This window comes from Halomonas sp. NCCP-2165 (assembly GCF_023708045.1).
GTDB classification, from domain to species: Bacteria; Pseudomonadota; Gammaproteobacteria; order Pseudomonadales; family Halomonadaceae; genus Bisbaumannia; species Bisbaumannia pacifica.
Genome location: NZ_BRCY01000001.1, coordinates 32,407 through 46,775, shown reverse-complemented (window position 1 = coordinate 46,775; position 14,369 = coordinate 32,407). Strand labels below are relative to the sequence as shown.

The 14,369-nt window shown below is 66.9% G+C and carries 12 protein-coding genes and 2 tRNA genes; 4 read left to right on the top strand and 10 right to left on the bottom strand.

Going from position 1 to position 14,369, the window contains the following annotated elements; translation table 11 throughout:
• Positions 1-381: 381 nt before the first annotated feature.
• The 3 genes from NFU04_RS00220 to gltX form a co-directional block, all read right to left on the bottom strand.
• Positions 382-457, bottom strand: a tRNA-Glu gene (locus tag NFU04_RS00220).
• A gap of 24 nt (positions 458-481) precedes the next feature.
• Positions 482-557 (bottom strand) — tRNA-Ala (locus tag NFU04_RS00215).
• A 231-nt stretch (positions 558-788) separates the two neighbouring features.
• A complete protein-coding gene (gltX, locus tag NFU04_RS00210) occupies positions 789-2,267 on the bottom strand; it encodes a glutamate--tRNA ligase (protein ID WP_251307549.1) in 1,479 nt (492 codons plus the stop codon).
• Positions 2,268-2,399: 132 nt separating this feature from the next.
• Here gltX and NFU04_RS00205 point away from each other — a divergent pair, with 132 nt between their 5' ends.
• A complete protein-coding gene (locus NFU04_RS00205; protein WP_251307548.1) occupies positions 2,400-3,140 on the top strand; it encodes an SDR family NAD(P)-dependent oxidoreductase in 741 nt (246 codons plus the stop codon).
• Between the two features lie 12 nt (positions 3,141-3,152).
• On the opposite strand, the gene NFU04_RS00200 is transcribed toward NFU04_RS00205, so the two are convergent.
• On the bottom strand, positions 3,153-4,052 hold the full coding sequence (locus NFU04_RS00200; protein WP_146801632.1) for a LysR family transcriptional regulator: 900 nt from the start codon (positions 4,050-4,052) through the stop codon (positions 3,153-3,155).
• A 418-nt stretch (positions 4,053-4,470) separates the two neighbouring features.
• On the opposite strand from NFU04_RS00200, the gene NFU04_RS00195 reads away from it, so the two are divergent.
• The gene (locus NFU04_RS00195; RefSeq protein WP_251307547.1) at positions 4,471-4,986 is read left to right on the top strand and encodes a helix-turn-helix domain-containing protein; all 516 of its coding nucleotides are present in this window, start codon (positions 4,471-4,473) and stop codon (positions 4,984-4,986) included.
• A 9-nt stretch (positions 4,987-4,995) separates the two neighbouring features.
• Here the strand turns inward: NFU04_RS00195 and NFU04_RS00190 are convergent, their stop codons facing one another.
• Both NFU04_RS00190 and NFU04_RS00185 read right to left on the bottom strand, forming a co-directional pair.
• Positions 4,996-5,553: a hypothetical protein gene (locus NFU04_RS00190; RefSeq protein WP_251307546.1), complete on the bottom strand. Its 558-nt coding sequence runs from the start codon at positions 5,551-5,553 to the stop codon at positions 4,996-4,998.
• Positions 5,554-5,769: 216 nt separating this feature from the next.
• The gene (locus NFU04_RS00185) at positions 5,770-5,964 is read right to left on the bottom strand and encodes a hypothetical protein (RefSeq protein WP_251307545.1); all 195 of its coding nucleotides are present in this window, start codon (positions 5,962-5,964) and stop codon (positions 5,770-5,772) included.
• Positions 5,965-6,173: 209 nt separating this feature from the next.
• On the opposite strand from NFU04_RS00185, the gene dusA reads away from it, so the two are divergent.
• Complete coding sequence (dusA, locus tag NFU04_RS00180) at positions 6,174-7,181, top strand: tRNA dihydrouridine(20/20a) synthase DusA (protein ID WP_251307544.1); 1,008 nt, start codon at positions 6,174-6,176, stop codon at positions 7,179-7,181.
• Here dusA and NFU04_RS00175 read toward each other — a convergent pair.
• Entirely contained in the window at positions 7,174-8,211 is a 1,038-nt protein-coding gene (locus NFU04_RS00175; protein WP_251307543.1) for a succinylglutamate desuccinylase/aspartoacylase family protein, read from the bottom strand. The genes dusA and NFU04_RS00175 overlap by 8 nt on opposite strands.
• A gap of 165 nt (positions 8,212-8,376) precedes the next feature.
• Here NFU04_RS00175 and NFU04_RS00170 point away from each other — a divergent pair, with 165 nt between their 5' ends.
• The gene (locus NFU04_RS00170) at positions 8,377-8,991 is read left to right on the top strand and encodes a TetR family transcriptional regulator (protein WP_251307542.1); all 615 of its coding nucleotides are present in this window, start codon (positions 8,377-8,379) and stop codon (positions 8,989-8,991) included.
• A gap of 7 nt (positions 8,992-8,998) precedes the next feature.
• Here NFU04_RS00170 and NFU04_RS00165 read toward each other — a convergent pair whose 3' ends face one another.
• The 3 genes from NFU04_RS00165 to NFU04_RS00155 all read right to left on the bottom strand — a co-directional run bounded on the left by NFU04_RS00165 (position 8,999) and on the right by NFU04_RS00155 (position 14,327).
• Positions 8,999-9,673, bottom strand: a complete 675-nt coding sequence (locus tag NFU04_RS00165; protein WP_251307541.1) for a hypothetical protein — start codon at positions 9,671-9,673, stop codon at positions 8,999-9,001.
• Positions 9,674-9,960: 287 nt separating this feature from the next.
• Positions 9,961-13,137 (bottom strand): efflux RND transporter permease subunit, encoded by a 3,177-nt coding sequence (locus NFU04_RS00160; protein WP_251307540.1) that lies wholly within the window; start codon positions 13,135-13,137, stop codon positions 9,961-9,963.
• Positions 13,134-14,327, bottom strand: a complete 1,194-nt coding sequence (locus NFU04_RS00155) for an efflux RND transporter periplasmic adaptor subunit (RefSeq protein WP_251307539.1) — start codon at positions 14,325-14,327, stop codon at positions 13,134-13,136. The genes NFU04_RS00160 and NFU04_RS00155 overlap by 4 nt, the downstream gene beginning before the upstream one ends.
• Positions 14,328-14,369 lie beyond the last annotated feature (42 nt).

Sequence of the window (14,369 nt, the reverse complement as noted above, 5' to 3'; positions counted from 1 at the left end):
GCTCCGGCCCTTATCCCCAGGCCGCGGCTTTTCCACACAAACTGTGGATAAGGCTGTTCAAAACCTCGAGAAAAGGGCCAGCAGGCGCCATGACAAGGGGGTTACGCTTAGATTGATCAATTTTTATCCATTTATAAGCTATTGATTTTAAAAGGATAAAATAAGAATCACCGCAACCACGCGGCTCGTTGCCGGGTTGTGCACAGGGTGACAGAAGAGTGACAGTCGAGGTGGACAACTCGAGAGGGTTGTCAAGCCCGAGAGGGGGAAATTCGAGGAGAAAACAGGCCGGAAGGCTCCCGCTGGATCGGGGCCGACCCGGAATCGAGAGACAAAAAAAACGCCTTTCGGCGCCGGTCTTGCTTGGAGTGGTGTGGAAAGTGGCGTCCCATAGGGGGTTCGAACCCCTGTTACCGCCGTGAAAGGGCGGTGTCCTAGACCACTAGACGAATGGGACGCATCTTCCAGACTCTCGAGATGGTGGTGGAGCCTAGCGGGATCGAACCGCTGACCTCAACACTGCCAGTGTTGCGCTCTCCCAGCTGAGCTAAGGCCCCGCATCTCGTGAAGACGAGGCGTATAGTACTGATTCCCCTCGGCTTCGTCAACACCTTTTTAAAGCTGGAAGCTGGAAGCTGGAAGCTGGAAGCTGGAAGCTGGAAGCTGGAAGCTGGAAGCTGGAAGCTGGATAACAGCCTAAATGGCACCGCCTCCGGGGCAAGGCCTCGGAGGCGGTTGTTCTTCCAGCTTCAAGCTGAAGGCTTCAAGCTCCGTGCGAAGCCGGTTGCTTACAGCGCTTTGAACTCCTTCTCCAGGCGCTTGGCCTGCTTCTTGGAGACGCCACCCAGCACGGCGATGGCGTGGCGCAGCCGGGCGCGGGTCATGTCCGAGCCGAGGATCGCCATGGCGTCCAGTACCGAGGTGGAGGTGGCGGAGCCAGTCACGGCGATAAACACCGGGGCCAGGAAGGCCTTCATCTTCAGTTCGAAGACCTCGGCCAGGGCCTTGACCTCCACCAGCAGGCTCTCCTTGTCCCAGCGCGAGACGCCTTCCAGGCGCCACACCAGGAACTGCAGCAGGCGCACCAGCTCGTCGCGCTCCAGCTTGACGCTCGCGAAGCTGGACTCGTCGATGGCCGGCAGGCCGGAGAAGAAGTGGCCGGCCAGCGGCATCACCTCGGAGAGGGTCTCCACCCGCGGGCGCACCTGGGGCAGGATCTCGCGCACATAGGCCTCGTTGAAGGCCCAGTCGCGCAGCGCCTGGAGGAAGGCGTCGTCGTCCAGGTCCTCGCGAATATAGAGGCCGTTGAGCCAGGTCAGCTTCTCCAGGTCGAAGACCGGCCCGCCCAGGGAGACCCGCTCGACATCGAAGTGGGCCATCATCTCGTCGAGGGAGAACTTCTCCCGCTCATCGGGCATCGACCAGCCCATGCGACCCAGGTAATTGGTCACCGCCTGGGGCAGGAAGCCCATGCGCCGGTAGTAGTTGATGGAGGTCGGGTTCTTGCGCTTGGAGAGCTTCGACTTGTCCGGGTTGCGCAGCAGCGGCATATGACACAGCTCCGGCATCTCCCAGCCGAAGTACTCGTAGAGCAGCTGATGCTTGGGAGCGGAGTTGATCCACTCCTCGCCACGCAGCACATGGGTGATGCCCATCAGGTGGTCGTCCACCACGTTGGCCAGGTGGTAGGTGGGCATGCCGTCGGACTTGAGCAGGATCTGGGCGTCGACCTGGGCCCAGTCCACCTCGATCACCCCGCGCAGGCGATCCTTGACTCGGCAGGTCCCCTCGGTGGGAACCCGCATGCGCACCACATAGGGCCAGCCCTCCCGCTCGCGGCGCGCCACCTCTTCCTCGGGCAGGGCCAGGTCGGCGGGCTTGAGGGCCATCTGCAGGCCGGCGGCCTTGCGCGCCTCGCGCAGCTCGTCGAGCTCCTCGCTGGTGCGGTAGCACTTGAAGGCGTGGCCGGCATCCAGCAGCTGGCGGGCGTACTCGGCGTAGATATCGCCCCGCTCGCTCTGCCGATAAGGCCCATGGGGACCGCCCACGTCGGGCCCCTCGTCCCACTCCAGGCCCAGCCAGCGCAGGGAGTCGAGGATCATCTGCTCCGACTCCGGGGTGGAGCGCTCGCGGTCGGTGTCCTCGATGCGCAGGATGAACTGTCCGCCCTGCTGGCGGGCGAAGCAGAGATTGAACAGGGCGATATAGGCGGTGCCCACATGGGGGTCGCCGGTGGGGGACGGCGCGATACGGGTACGTACGGTCATCTCGGAATCCATTGGCTAGAGAGGTGATGTCCTGGAGGGCGATTATACGCACTCGTCCCCTGTCCAGCAGCCATCGGAACCCGGCCCCGCCGCGGCAGTCTCCACAAGAGTTCACCGTTGCGAGGAGCGCTCATGCTAGCCAACCTGCCCGACGACTTCACCGCCCTGGTGACCGGCGCCTCGGGGGCCATCGGCGGCGCCGTGATTCGGGCGCTGCTGGCCGATTCCCGCCCCGCTCGGGTGATCGCCGTCAGTCGCCGGCCCGCCTCCCCGGCCCTCGTCGATGCCCGCCTGACCTGGATCGAGGCCGAGGTGGCGAGCAAAGCGGGACGCCGAACCATCGCCGAGGCCCTGGGCGATAGGCCCCTGCACCTCTGGTTCAATGCCATCGGTGTCCTTCACGAGGGCGAGACCTTGCCGGAGAAGCGCCTGGAAGCGCTCGACGAGGAGGCCCTGCAGCACCTCTATCTGGTCAATGCGATCACCCCGGCGCTGCTGCTCAAGACGCTGCACCCGCACCTCAAGGGAGATCACCCGGCCATCGTCGCCAGCCTCTCGGCGCGGGTCGGCTCCATCGGCGACAACCGCCTGGGGGGATGGTATGGCTACCGGGCCAGCAAGGCCGCCCATAACATGCTGATGCGCACCGCCGCCGTGGAGCTCAAGCGGCTGAATGCGCAGAGTTGCGTGCTCTGCCTGCACCCCGGCACCACCGACAGCGCCCTCTCCCGCCCCTTCCAGGCCCGGGTACCCGAGGGCAAGCTGTTCACTCCCGACTTCGTCGCCGAGCGACTGCTCGGGGTCATCGGCGAGCGCCGCGCCGAGGAGAGCGGCAGCTTCTGGGACTGGGCCGGCGAGCCCATCCCCTGGTAGCACCGGAGTTCCCTACAGCACCAGGTGCTCGTGGAACCAGTCGGTGATGAAATCCAGGTAGGCCCGGGTCTTGTCGGGGAGGTACTTGCGGGAGCGGAACAACACCAGCATGCTGCCATGCTCGTTCCAGTAAGGCTGCAACAGCGGCACCAGGCGCCCCTCCTCCACCGCCGCGCGAGCCGCGAAGGTGGGCAGATAGGCCAGGCCGAAGCCCGCCTTGGCGGCCTCGACCACCCCCAGCAGGTTGTTGATCACCAGCCGCGAATGGGGCTCCACGTCCAGGGGCTGCCCATTGAGCGAGAAGCGCCAGTGGGCGCCCAGGTCGTAGTTGCCGTAGAAGACGGTGTCGTGCCGGGCGATATCCTGGGGGTGATGCAGCGGCTGGTGGATTCTCGCCAGGTAATCCGGCGCCGCATAGAGGCCATAGACCACCTTGCATAGCGGCCGCGAGACCAGGCTGGAAGGCGGCAGCGGGCCCATGCGGATGGCCAGGTCCACGGCGTCGTCGATGGGCTCGAAGCGCTGATCCTCGAGCAAGATCTCCACCGCCACGTCCGGATAGCGACGCATGAAAGCGGTGGTCGGCTCGGCCAGGTACATGAAACCGAAGCTGACCTGAGCACTCACCTTGAGCTGGCCCCGAGGCCGCGCCGTCACCGACTGCACCTGGGCCTCCGCGGCGGCCAGCTCCTCACGGATGCGCAGGCCGTGCTCGTAGTAGATCTGTCCCGCTTCGGTCAGGTGCAGCGAGCGGGTGGAGCGGTTGAGCAGGCTCACCCCCAGCTCTTCTTCCAGGGCCGCCACCCGCTTGGAGGCCAGCGACTTGGAAATGCCCAGACGGCGTGCCGCGGCGGTAAAGCTGCCGCTGCGCACGACCTCCACGAAAACCTTGAGCGCATCCAGGGTCGCCACCGCGGCTTCTCCTCTATCGGGCTTCCATCGAGCCTGTGTTCAGGCAATGTTTCCATAATGGAAACACTAGTTTTCGATTGTACCCACTTATTCCGCAAATGCCGACTGACTATACTGGCCCTGCCTGCCGAGACGAGCCGTGGCTCCCTCGACGGGTCAACGCCATCGGGCCGGTCACTGCCGGCCTGGATGACGCCTTCAGTGCATATCTGCTTTGCGCGCTGCCGGATGTTGATCGACAACCGGCGCGCTTTTCTTTTTGCTCCTGTCCCCTGTCCAGTCCCCCGGAACAAACGCAACTTAACGCATCCGTCGTTGTCACAGCAGCGGTGTCGACTTATCGTTGACCCTTCGTGGTCGGCCCCCTGGGCCCCGATATGCCGCGACCTCCCCCCTTTCACGCTGACGAGAGACTTCGATGGAATCGCTCGGTCCCCGAATCAAGCAGCTTCGTTTACACGCCCAGCTCAACAAGGCCGCCCTGGCTCGCCGGGTCGGCGTCTCCGATGTCACCATCTCCTATTGGGAGTCGGGTGCCATCAAACAGATCGGTCACGAGCGCCTGGTGGCCCTGGCCGAGGCCCTGGGCTGTCCGTTGAGCCAGTTGCTGGATGATGGCGCCTTCGGTGGCCAGCAGCCGCTGCGTCTCTCCCATCACCTGCCGCTGCCCTGGAGCGGCCAGGGCGCCCCGACCCTGATACTCGACGGCGAGAAGGCTCCCGCCTATCTGGTCGCAGCGGCCGGTGACGAGGCCTTCGAGGCCCTGCCCGCCGGCGCGCTGGCCGCCATCCGGCCACTCAGCCTCTATCAGGGAGCGGGCCTCTATCTGGTAGAAGACGAGGGACGACTGGAGCTGCGCCGCCTGGAGACCGAGCCCGAACGGCTCGACCTGCATGGCAAGGTGGTGGCACGCTGGGCCCGCCTCGAGGAGTGACCCCCGCACTCAGCGATGGCTAAGCTCATAGGGAACCTGGTACTCGATAATGCGCCCCAGCCCATGGCCGGACTCCCGCACCCAGTCACCACTGAGGTGCTCGCCCCGCTCACCGACCACCGCCCGAACCCGGGGAGGCTGCACGCTGGCCGGGGACATGCTCAGGCGCAGGATATAGCGGCCCGCCGCCAGGCCGCTGCCGGGACCGAGGGGCCCCGCCTCGACGTTGCCGTCCTCGCCGACCTGGAGGCGCTGACGCCAGCTGACACCGCTGGCCTCGCGAATCACCACCAACTGGAGTCGAGTACCCTCGGGCAGGTTGGTCGCCCCGGAAACAGCGAGCCGCCGGTCATCCCGGGGCAGCGCCGACAGGCTGACACGGATCGGCTCGTCCAGCACCGCGGCCGGCAGCGCGGGGTCAGGGGCATCGGCGACCCCAGGGGGCGCCCCCTCACCACCGCCGGACGTGGATGGAGATGCCGGAGGCTCCGCCTCGCCACCACATCCGACCACGCTCAGCAGCAGGGCCATCGCCGCTAGCCAGGACAATCGGCGCCTCGCCTCCATGAAAGACCTCCCGAGAGTTCAGTGCCTCTCTAGACTACCATCGCCCCCGGTCGTTCGTTCCAACGCCCCGCGTCGCCGAACTCAGGCATCGGCGCACGCCAGGTCATCCCGCAGCCGCCTGAGGACCTCGTATCGCTCGCTCATGCTGATCTCCACTCTCTGGGCTCCCTGTGGTGATCGCACAACGACGCCACGGCGATCCTGTCCCGAATCAACTCAGGCGGAGTCGCCGATCACGCCCAGCCACAGCAGCGCGGCCACGAAGGCCATGGCCAACCCGAAGGCCAGGCCCATGGCCAGCAATTGGCGCGGCAGCCAGAGCAGACCCCGCCGCCCCAGGGCAATGGAAATACTCAACCAGGCCGCCACGAAGATCACGAACATGGCGGCACTCGCCAGGGACTCGGCCATCTCTCGTCTCCTCAGTCATTTCACGGAGGCGCCGTTATACCCAGCCGGCCCCGCCCAGGCCAGCCGCCGCCCCCCATAGCGCCTATCCGCCTACGCCATACGCCTGGGCGAGGTGGAGATGTCCGCGCCGGCGAGCGCTGACTCAGCCCTCGCATCCCGCGTCGGGGCTGGTAGAATGGCTGCCTCTCCCGCGCTACCCCGTGATACCGATGCCCCGACTCGACCGTACCTTCTCCGTCGCCCCGATGATGGAATGGACCACCCGCGACTATCGCGCCTTCGCCCGCACCCTGAGCCGGCGCGCCCTGCTCTATACCGAGATGGTCACCAGCGGGGCCATCCTGCATGGCAGCCCCCGGGAGCGCTTTTTGGGCCATGACCCGGTGGAGCATCCCCTGGCCCTGCAGCTGGGCGGCAGCGATGCCGGCGAACTCGCTGAGTGCGCGGCGATCGCCGAGGCCTGGGGCTATGACGAGGTCAACCTCAACGTGGGCTGCCCCAGCGATCGCGTCCAGAACAACCTGATCGGTGCCTGCCTGATGGGGCATCCCGACAAGGTGGCGGCGGCGGTGAAGGCGATGCGCGAGGCGGTATCGATTCCGGTCACGGTGAAGTGCCGCATCGGCATCGACGATCAGGACGAGGACGCCGACCTGGCGCACTTTATCGATGTCGTGGCCGATGCCGGCTGTGACACCTTTATCGTGCATGCCCGCAAGGCCTGGCTGCAGGGGCTCTCCCCCAAGGAGAACCGCGATATTCCGCCCCTCAACTATCCTCGGGTGCACCGCCTCAAGGCCGAGCGACCGGCGCTGCATATCGGCATCAACGGCGGCATCAAGACCCTCGACGAGTGCCACGAACAGCTCGAACACGTGGATAGCGTGATGGTGGGCCGCGAGGCCTACCAGAATCCCTGGCTGCTGGCCGGCGTCGACGCGGCCCTCTACGGCGAGCCGGGCCCCGCGACGAGTCGCCACGCCGCGGCCCGGGCCTTCCGTCCCTATATCGCCCGGCGCCTCGCGGAGGGCGCCCGGCTCAATCACCTGACTCGCCATCTGCTGGGGCTCTTCCAGGGCTGTCCGGGAGGGCGCAAGTTCCGCCGCCACCTCTCCGAGCATGCCCATCGCGATGGCGCCGGCCTGGCGGTCTTCGACGATGCCCTGGGCCTGGTCCCGGAAGGCACACCGGTGCCCGCCGCCGCCCCGGCTACTTGAGGTTGAGGCCCTCGGGCAAGGATTCGTAGTCCGACTGGAAGGTCTCGATGGCGCTCTCCGCCTCCTCGATGGCATCGAAGCGCGCCACGTGGAAGAGCGCCTCCCCCTCGTTGGCCAGGGGCAGGTTGCTCATGCCGATCACGATACCGTCGGCGTTGGCCAGCACCTCCCCCTCCACGTTGCCGAAGGGGTCCGCCACCACCCCCAGCAGTTCGCCCTTGCCCACCCGGGCGCCGAGGCGCACCTTGGGACGCAGGATGCCGTCGATGGGGGCCCGGGCCCAACTGGAACCGTTGGCCACCTCGGCGGCAGGGGGCGTGGCCCGACGCCGGTCGCCGCTCAGCATGCCGATGCTGCGCATCACCCGACGCACGCCCCGCACCCCGGGGGCAATCGCCCACTCGTCGAAGCGCAGCGCCTCGCCGGCTTCATAGGTGAGCACCGGCACGCCATTGCCCTGGGCATAGTGACGCAGGCTGCCCTCGCGCAGCTCGGCATTGAGGATCACCGGCACGCCGAAGGCCATGGCCATGGCCTCGGTCTCCCCTTCCGGGGTCAGCTGAGCGCGAATCTGCGGCAGGTTGGTGCGGTGAATGGCGCCGGTATGCAAATCGATGATATGGGTCGCCAGGTCGACGATCTGCTCGCGGAACAGCGCCGCCACCCGGGAGCCCAGGGAGCCCGCCTCGCTGCCGGGGAAACAGCGGTTGAGGTCGCGGCGGTCGGGCAGGTAGCGGCTGTGCTGGACGAAGCCGAAGACATTGACGATGGGCACGGCGATCAGGGTACCGCGCAGGCCGCGCACGGCACTGGAGCGCAGCAGGCGGCGCACGATCTCCACGCCGTTGATCTCGTCGCCATGAATGGCCCCGCACACCAGCAGTACCGGCCCGCTCTGGCGGCCGTGAATCACCTCCACCGGAATATGCAGGGGGGCATGGGTATAGAGCTTGGCCACGGGGACATCGATCTGGGCCCGGGCGCCGGGGGCGACCCGTACGCCGGCGAGTTCGAAGGGAGCACGCGCCATGGAACACTTCCTATCTCAAGAGGCTGGCTTCCTTATACGCCTCCTCACCCGCCGACACGAGCCTTGGCCCTCAACGCCGGCGACTCCTTATATATACAATCATGAATGTAAGTTTTACAGGGCCTGGGGTAAACTGGAACGCCCCCCGCTCCCTCGAGACCCATTATGGCCCGAAAGACCAAAGCCGAAGCCGAAGCCACCCGCGAGGCCCTGCTGGATGCCGCCGAAGCGGTATTCTATGCCAAGGGGGTGGCCCGTACCTCCCTGGAGGAAATCGCCCGCCAGGCCGGCATGACCCGGGGTGCCCTCTACTGGCACTTCAAGAACAAGGGCGATCTCTTCACCGCCCTGCTGGATCGCGTACGCCTGCCCTTTCAGGAGCTGGTGGAAGAGGTCGGCACCGATAGCCATGGCGACTCGCCCCTGGAGGCGATTCGCCTGGCCTGCCACAAGGGCTTCGTGCGCCTGGCACAGCCCCGCTACCAGCGGGTCTATTCGATCCTGGTGCATCGTTGCGAGTTCTTCGGCGATATCGACCCCATCGCCATGCAGAACAGTATGGTCGACGAATCCTGCGGCGCCCTGGAGGAGTATTTCCAGTGCGCCGCCGCCCGGGGCCAGCTGCGCGAGGATATCTCCCCCATGCTCGCCGCCCAGCTGCTGCAGGCGACCCTGGGCGGCCTCTTCCACGACTGGCTGCGCAATCCCGAGGAGTTCTCCATCGAGGCCCGCGGCGGCGAGCTGGTGGATACCCTGCTGCGCCTGCTGAAAGGCGCCTGAGGCCGCCTCAATGGGAGGCGGCCCGACCACCATTCGGCCGCCGCCCGCGACGCAGTCGCCGCAGCCGTGCCCGGGCCTCCTCGAACTCCTGTAGCGGCACGCTGCGGTAGCGCGCCTCGTCGGCCAGGTACTTCACCAGCACCCGGCGCTCCCCGGCCCGGGGCAGGCCTTCCGCCTTGCCATGCAGGCGCACCTCATGGGCCGGATCATCCACCAGGGTCGCCCGGGTACAGCCCTCCGCGTCGCAGTCGGCACCGACCACCACCGTCTCCCCCAGCAGGCAGCGTTTGCCTCCATGGCGGTGGAACCAGGGGTGCAGGGCGCGGCAGAGCCCGGCGGCCAGCGGCGAGGCCAGGGCCAGGGCCCCCCATAGCACCGCCACCCCGACCGGAATGCGCAACAGCCCCAGGGGCAGCCAGCGCAGGAGCAGCAGCTCCAGGGCCAGGGTCAGGCCCCCGGCGATCGCCAGCAACACCGTCAGGGCCACGCTGGCCGGGACGCCGGCGAAGCCCAGCGCCACCAGGGTACTGGCCAGGTGATCGCCCTTGAGGCTGTCGTGCTCGAAGCACTCCAGGGGCGCCAGGCGCAGGATCACCAGCAGCCAGTAGAGAAGCAGTAGTCCCAGGGCCAGGGTAAAGACCCCCAGGGGGAAGCCGAGCAGGACCTGAATCAGGGCATCCATGGCGCGCTCCTTGGTCGGTACTTAGCCGACGATGTACTTAGGCTCTGTACGAAAACTGCCTGCGCTCACCCATACGGCGTTAAAAATCGGCTCAAAGTACTCATTTACACCCCGTAAACTCCGTCTTTTCGCCGATTTTTGCCTTGTCTGGCCATCGCTCGCCGACTTTTCGTACAAAACCTAGCCAACAAAGTAGTTTTCTCTAATTAGCGTAGACCATGCCCGGTGGCGGCCCATAAAAAACGCGGGCCCCACCGGGGCCCGCGTCGTCGCTGGCGATACTCGCCTCAAGGGGAGGGCTTCTCCTCCAGGGCCGGCGGCGCTTCTGGCCCGGAGAAACGCTCCCGAAGCCAGGTGGAGACGCTGGCGATCATGGCGTAGAAACTGGGCACGAAGCAGCTGCCCAGTATCGCCACCGAGGCCATGCCCATCGCCACCGTGGTGCCGATATGGTGGCTGCTGACGTCGCTGGCACCGGTGGCCAGGGCCAGCGGCAGGGTCCCCAGGATAAACGCCAGGGAGGTCATCACGATCGGTCGGAAGCGTAGTTCCGCCGCGGTGATCGCCGCCTCGCGAATCGACTTGCCGTGGCGCCGTTGCAGCTCCGCGAACTCGACGATCAGGATGGCGTTCTTGGCCGCCAGGCCCACCACCACCAACATGCCGATCTCCACATAGACGCTGGTATCGAGCCCGCGCAGGGCGATGCCGGCGATGCCCCCCAGGAAGGCGAAGGGCGTCGAGGTCAGCACCGCCAGCGGCAGCGACCAGCTCTCGTACTGGGCGGCGAGGATCAGGAACACCATCAGGATACCGAAGACGATGGCCAGGGTGGCGGTGCTGCCCAGCTGGCTCTCCTGATAGGCGGTGCCGGTCCAGCCCATGCCCCAGCCACTGCCCAGGGTCTCGTCCACCACCTCCTCCATGGCGGCGATGGCCTGGGTGGAGCTGTAGCCCGGCGCGGCGCCGCCCTGGAACTGGGCCCCCAGGTAGACGCCGAAGCGCGACACCACCGCCGGGGCGGTCTGGCGCTCCAGGGTCACGAACTCGGAGAGCGGGATGCGCTCGCCGTTGCCGCCGCGCACATAGACGCTGCCCAGGTCATCCGGGGTGCGACGGAACTCGTCCTCGTTCTGCAGGTAGACCTGGAAGTTGCGGTTCTGGTAACTGAAGAAGTTGACGAAGCCGTTGCCGAAGGTGTTCGACAGGGTGGCATTCAGGTCCTCCAGGGCCACGCCATAGCTCAGCGCCTTCTGCTGATCGATCTCGGCGCGGAAGGAGGGCACATTGACGTTGAAGGTGGTGAACACCTGCTGCAGCACCGGATGCTCGTTGGCCGCCTGCATCACCTGCAGCGACGCCTGGAACAGCTCCTGGGGCGAGGCCCCCTCGAAGGACTGCAGGTAACCGGTGAAACCGCCGGTGGTCGACAGCCCCATGATCGGCGGCATATTGAAGGCCATCGCCGAGCCCCCCTCGATCTGGGCCCCCAGCTGCATGATGCGCCCCACCAGCTCGTCGGCGGTCAGCTCGCGCTCGTCCCAGGGCAGCATATTGACGAAGATGATGCCGCGGGCGGTATTCACCGAGCTGGAGAGGATGTCATAGCCGGCCACCGCCGAGGAGTACTGCACCCCGGGGATCTCCTCGATCCGCTCGCTGAGCTCGGCCATATAGGCCCGGGTACGCGCCAGGGAGGCGGCATCTGGCAGCTGCACCGCGGCCAGCACGATGCCCTGATCGGTCTCCGGCACCAGGGTCGCCGGCGTCTTCTGATAGAGCCACCAGGAGCCCGCCCCCACCAGGACGGTGAGCAGCAGCGCCAGGCCCCAGAAGCGCACCAGGCCCTTGACCACCCACATGTAGGCGGCGGTGATACCGGCGAAGAGCCGATCGAAGAGGCGTAGCGGCGTATGCAGGGCCCGCATCAGCGGTGACTGCGCCAGCTGCGGCTTGTGCTTGATGAAGATCGCCGACAGCGCCGGGGTGAAGGTCAGCGCCATCAGCGCCGAGAAGGCCACCGAGACCGCCACGGTGATGGCGAACTGCTGGTAGATCTGCCCGGTGAAGCCGCCCAGGAAGGCCACCGGCACGAAGACCGCGGCCATGATCAGGGAGGTGGCGATGACCGGCCCGCCGACCTCCTTCATGGCCTGGATGGTGGCCTGGCGCACGCTGATCTCGTCGTCTTCGCCCAGCACCCGCTCGACGTTCTCCACCACCAGGATGGCGTCGTCCACCACGATGCCGATGGAGAGCACCAGGGCGAACAGGGTCAGCAGGTTGATGGAGAAGCCGAACAGGTAGAAGCCGGCGAAGGTGGCCAGCACCGAGACCGGCACCACCGACATGGCGATCACCGTGAAGCGCCAGTTCTGCAGGAAGATAAACAGGATCACGCCGACGATCAGGAAGGCTTCGATAAAGACGCCCTTGACCGTCTCCACCGAGGCATCGATGAACTGGGTGGTGTCATAGGGCACCACCTGCTCGAGTCCCGGCGGGAAGCGCGAGGCCAGCTCGGCCATGGTGACACGCACCGCCTCGGCGGTCTCCAGGGCGTTGGCCCCGGGCTGCTGGTTGATGATGATCGGCGTCATGGTGCCGCCGTTGAGGCGCGCCTCCACCCCGTAGAAGGAGGCCCCCAGCTCGATGCGCGCCACATCCGCCAGGCGCAGCGCCGAACCGTCCGGGTTGGTGCGCAGGAAGATCTCGCGGAAGTCGTCGACGCTGGAGAGGCGTCCGCCGGCGGTGATGGTGTAGGTGTAGGCCCGCGGCTCGCCCTGCGGCGTGGCCGCCAGGCTGCCCGCCGGCACCTCGGTGTTCTGGGCGCGGATCGCCCGGGCCACCTCGCTGGGCGTCAGGTCGTACTGGGCCAGCTTGTCGGGATCCATCCACACCCGCATGGCGAACTCGCCGCCCCCCAGCACCTCGGCGCTGCCGACGCCGGGCACCTGGCGCAGCTCGTCGAGGATATTGAGGGTGGCGTAGTTCTGCATGTAGATGCGGTCATAATCTTCCTCGGGGGAGATCAGCGCCACCAGCATCAGGATCGAGCTGGAGCGCAGCTCCACCGTCACGCCCTGGGCCTGCACCGCCTCGGGCAGCCGCGACAGGGCCCCCTGCACCCGGTTGTTGACGTTGATGGTGTTGATATCGCCATCGGTGCCGATATCGAAGGCCACGTCCAGGCTCATGGAGCCATTGTCGGCGCTGTTCGAGGTCATGTAGAGCATGTTCTCGACGCCGTTGATGGCCTCCGCCAGGGGCGCGGCCACCGTCTGCGCCACCGTCTCGGCATTGGCCCCGGGGAAGCTGGCCTGTACCGAGACGGTGGGCGGCACCACGCTGGGGTACTGCTCGATGGGCAGCACCCGCATGCTCATCACCCCGATCACGGTGAGGATGATCGCCAGCACACTGGCGAAGATCGGCCGCTTGATAAAGAAATTGGAGAAGGTCATGAGGCGCCGTCCTCGGCGGCCGCGGCCGGCTCGAACGCTGCCTCATCCGCGCTCGCCTCGGCCGCCTCGAGTCCCGTGAAGGGTTGCGGCTCGATGGGCGTGCCCGGCTGCAGGCCGGCGGGATCCCCCACCACCACCCGATCGCCGGGCTCGAGGCCCTCGCGAATGATCTGCCAGGGACCCGCCGCCTCGCCCAGGGTCACGGTGCGTGCCCGGGTCAGGTTCTGCTCGTCCAGCACGAAGACCTGGGGGCCCATCAGGCCCTGGGTCACGGCGATCTCGGGCACCGCCATCACCTCGAAGCGCTTGAGCCCCTCGATGCGCACCCGCACGAACTGCCCCGGCAGCACCGCCGCCCGGGAATTGGCGAAGACCGCCGCGGCCTGGACGGTGCTGGTGCCCTCGTCGACCCGCGACCCCAGGAAGCTCATGCGCCCGCGCAAGGCGTCCTGCCCCGGCACGGCCAGGCTCGCCTCGACGCTGTCGAGGGGCTGGTCCGCGAGCTGACGGCGCAGCTCCAGGGCCTCCCGCTGGGGCAGCTGGAAGCGTACCTCGAGGGGATCCAGCGGGGTGATGGTGGCCAGCTCGGTGCCGGCATTGACCAGGTTGCCCACGTTGACCCGGCTGAGCCCGATCCGTCCCGCCACCGGCGCGGTGACCTCGGCGTAGCCCAGGTCGATGGTGGCGCTGGCCAGGGCGGCCTCGGCTTGAGCCACGCCGGCGCGGGCCACGCCCAGCTCGGCGCGGGCCTGATCCACCTGCTGGCGGCTCACCGAATTCTGGCTCAGCAGGCGCTCGAAGCGTTCGGCATCGCGCTGGGCACGGGCCAGTTCGGCCCGGGCGCTCTGCAGGTCGGCCTCGCGCTGATTGACCTGGGCCTGGTAGAGGTCCGGCTCGATGGTAAAGAGGCGCTGGCCCGCCTCCACCCGCTCCCCGGGCTCGAAATGCCGGGCCTCCAGGAAGCCGGTGACCCGGGCCACCAGGGTCACCTCATCGTCGCTGCGCAGCAACGCCGGATAGGACTTCTCCAGGGGCAGGTCGCGGTAGGCCATCTCCATGACCGCCTTGGGTTGCGGTGGGCGCTCGCCCCCCTCGGCCTGCGGCGGAGCCTGCTCCTGGCCGCAGGCGGTCAACAGCAGCAGTGCCGCCGCCAATAGGCCAAGCAGGCCATGACGCGTGAATCGTTGCATGACGTGGTTCATCCCTGTATCAACGGAAAGATGCGCGAAGAT

Excerpts from the sequence above, each read along its gene's own strand:
- NFU04_RS00170 (WP_251307542.1), top strand. The coding sequence starts at position 8,377 with ATGGCCCGAAAGACCAAAGCCGAAGCCGAAGCCACCCGCGAGGCCCTG.
- NFU04_RS00190 (WP_251307546.1), bottom strand. The coding sequence starts at position 5,553 with ATGGAGGCGAGGCGCCGATTGTCCTGGCTAGCGGCGATGGCCCTGCTG.
- gltX (WP_251307549.1), bottom strand. The coding sequence starts at position 2,267 with ATGACCGTACGTACCCGTATCGCGCCGTCCCCCACCGGCGACCCCCAT.
- NFU04_RS00205 (WP_251307548.1), top strand. The coding sequence starts at position 2,400 with ATGCTAGCCAACCTGCCCGACGACTTCACCGCCCTGGTGACCGGCGCC.
- dusA (WP_251307544.1), top strand. The coding sequence starts at position 6,174 with ATGCCCCGACTCGACCGTACCTTCTCCGTCGCCCCGATGATGGAATGG.
- NFU04_RS00195 (WP_251307547.1), top strand. The coding sequence starts at position 4,471 with ATGGAATCGCTCGGTCCCCGAATCAAGCAGCTTCGTTTACACGCCCAG.
- NFU04_RS00155 (WP_251307539.1), bottom strand. The coding sequence starts at position 14,327 with ATGCAACGATTCACGCGTCATGGCCTGCTTGGCCTATTGGCGGCGGCA.
- NFU04_RS00165 (WP_251307541.1), bottom strand. The coding sequence starts at position 9,673 with ATGGATGCCCTGATTCAGGTCCTGCTCGGCTTCCCCCTGGGGGTCTTT.
- NFU04_RS00175 (WP_251307543.1), bottom strand. The coding sequence starts at position 8,211 with ATGGCGCGTGCTCCCTTCGAACTCGCCGGCGTACGGGTCGCCCCCGGC.
- NFU04_RS00160 (WP_251307540.1), bottom strand. The coding sequence starts at position 13,137 with ATGACCTTCTCCAATTTCTTTATCAAGCGGCCGATCTTCGCCAGTGTG.
- NFU04_RS00185 (WP_251307545.1), bottom strand. The coding sequence starts at position 5,964 with ATGGCCGAGTCCCTGGCGAGTGCCGCCATGTTCGTGATCTTCGTGGCG.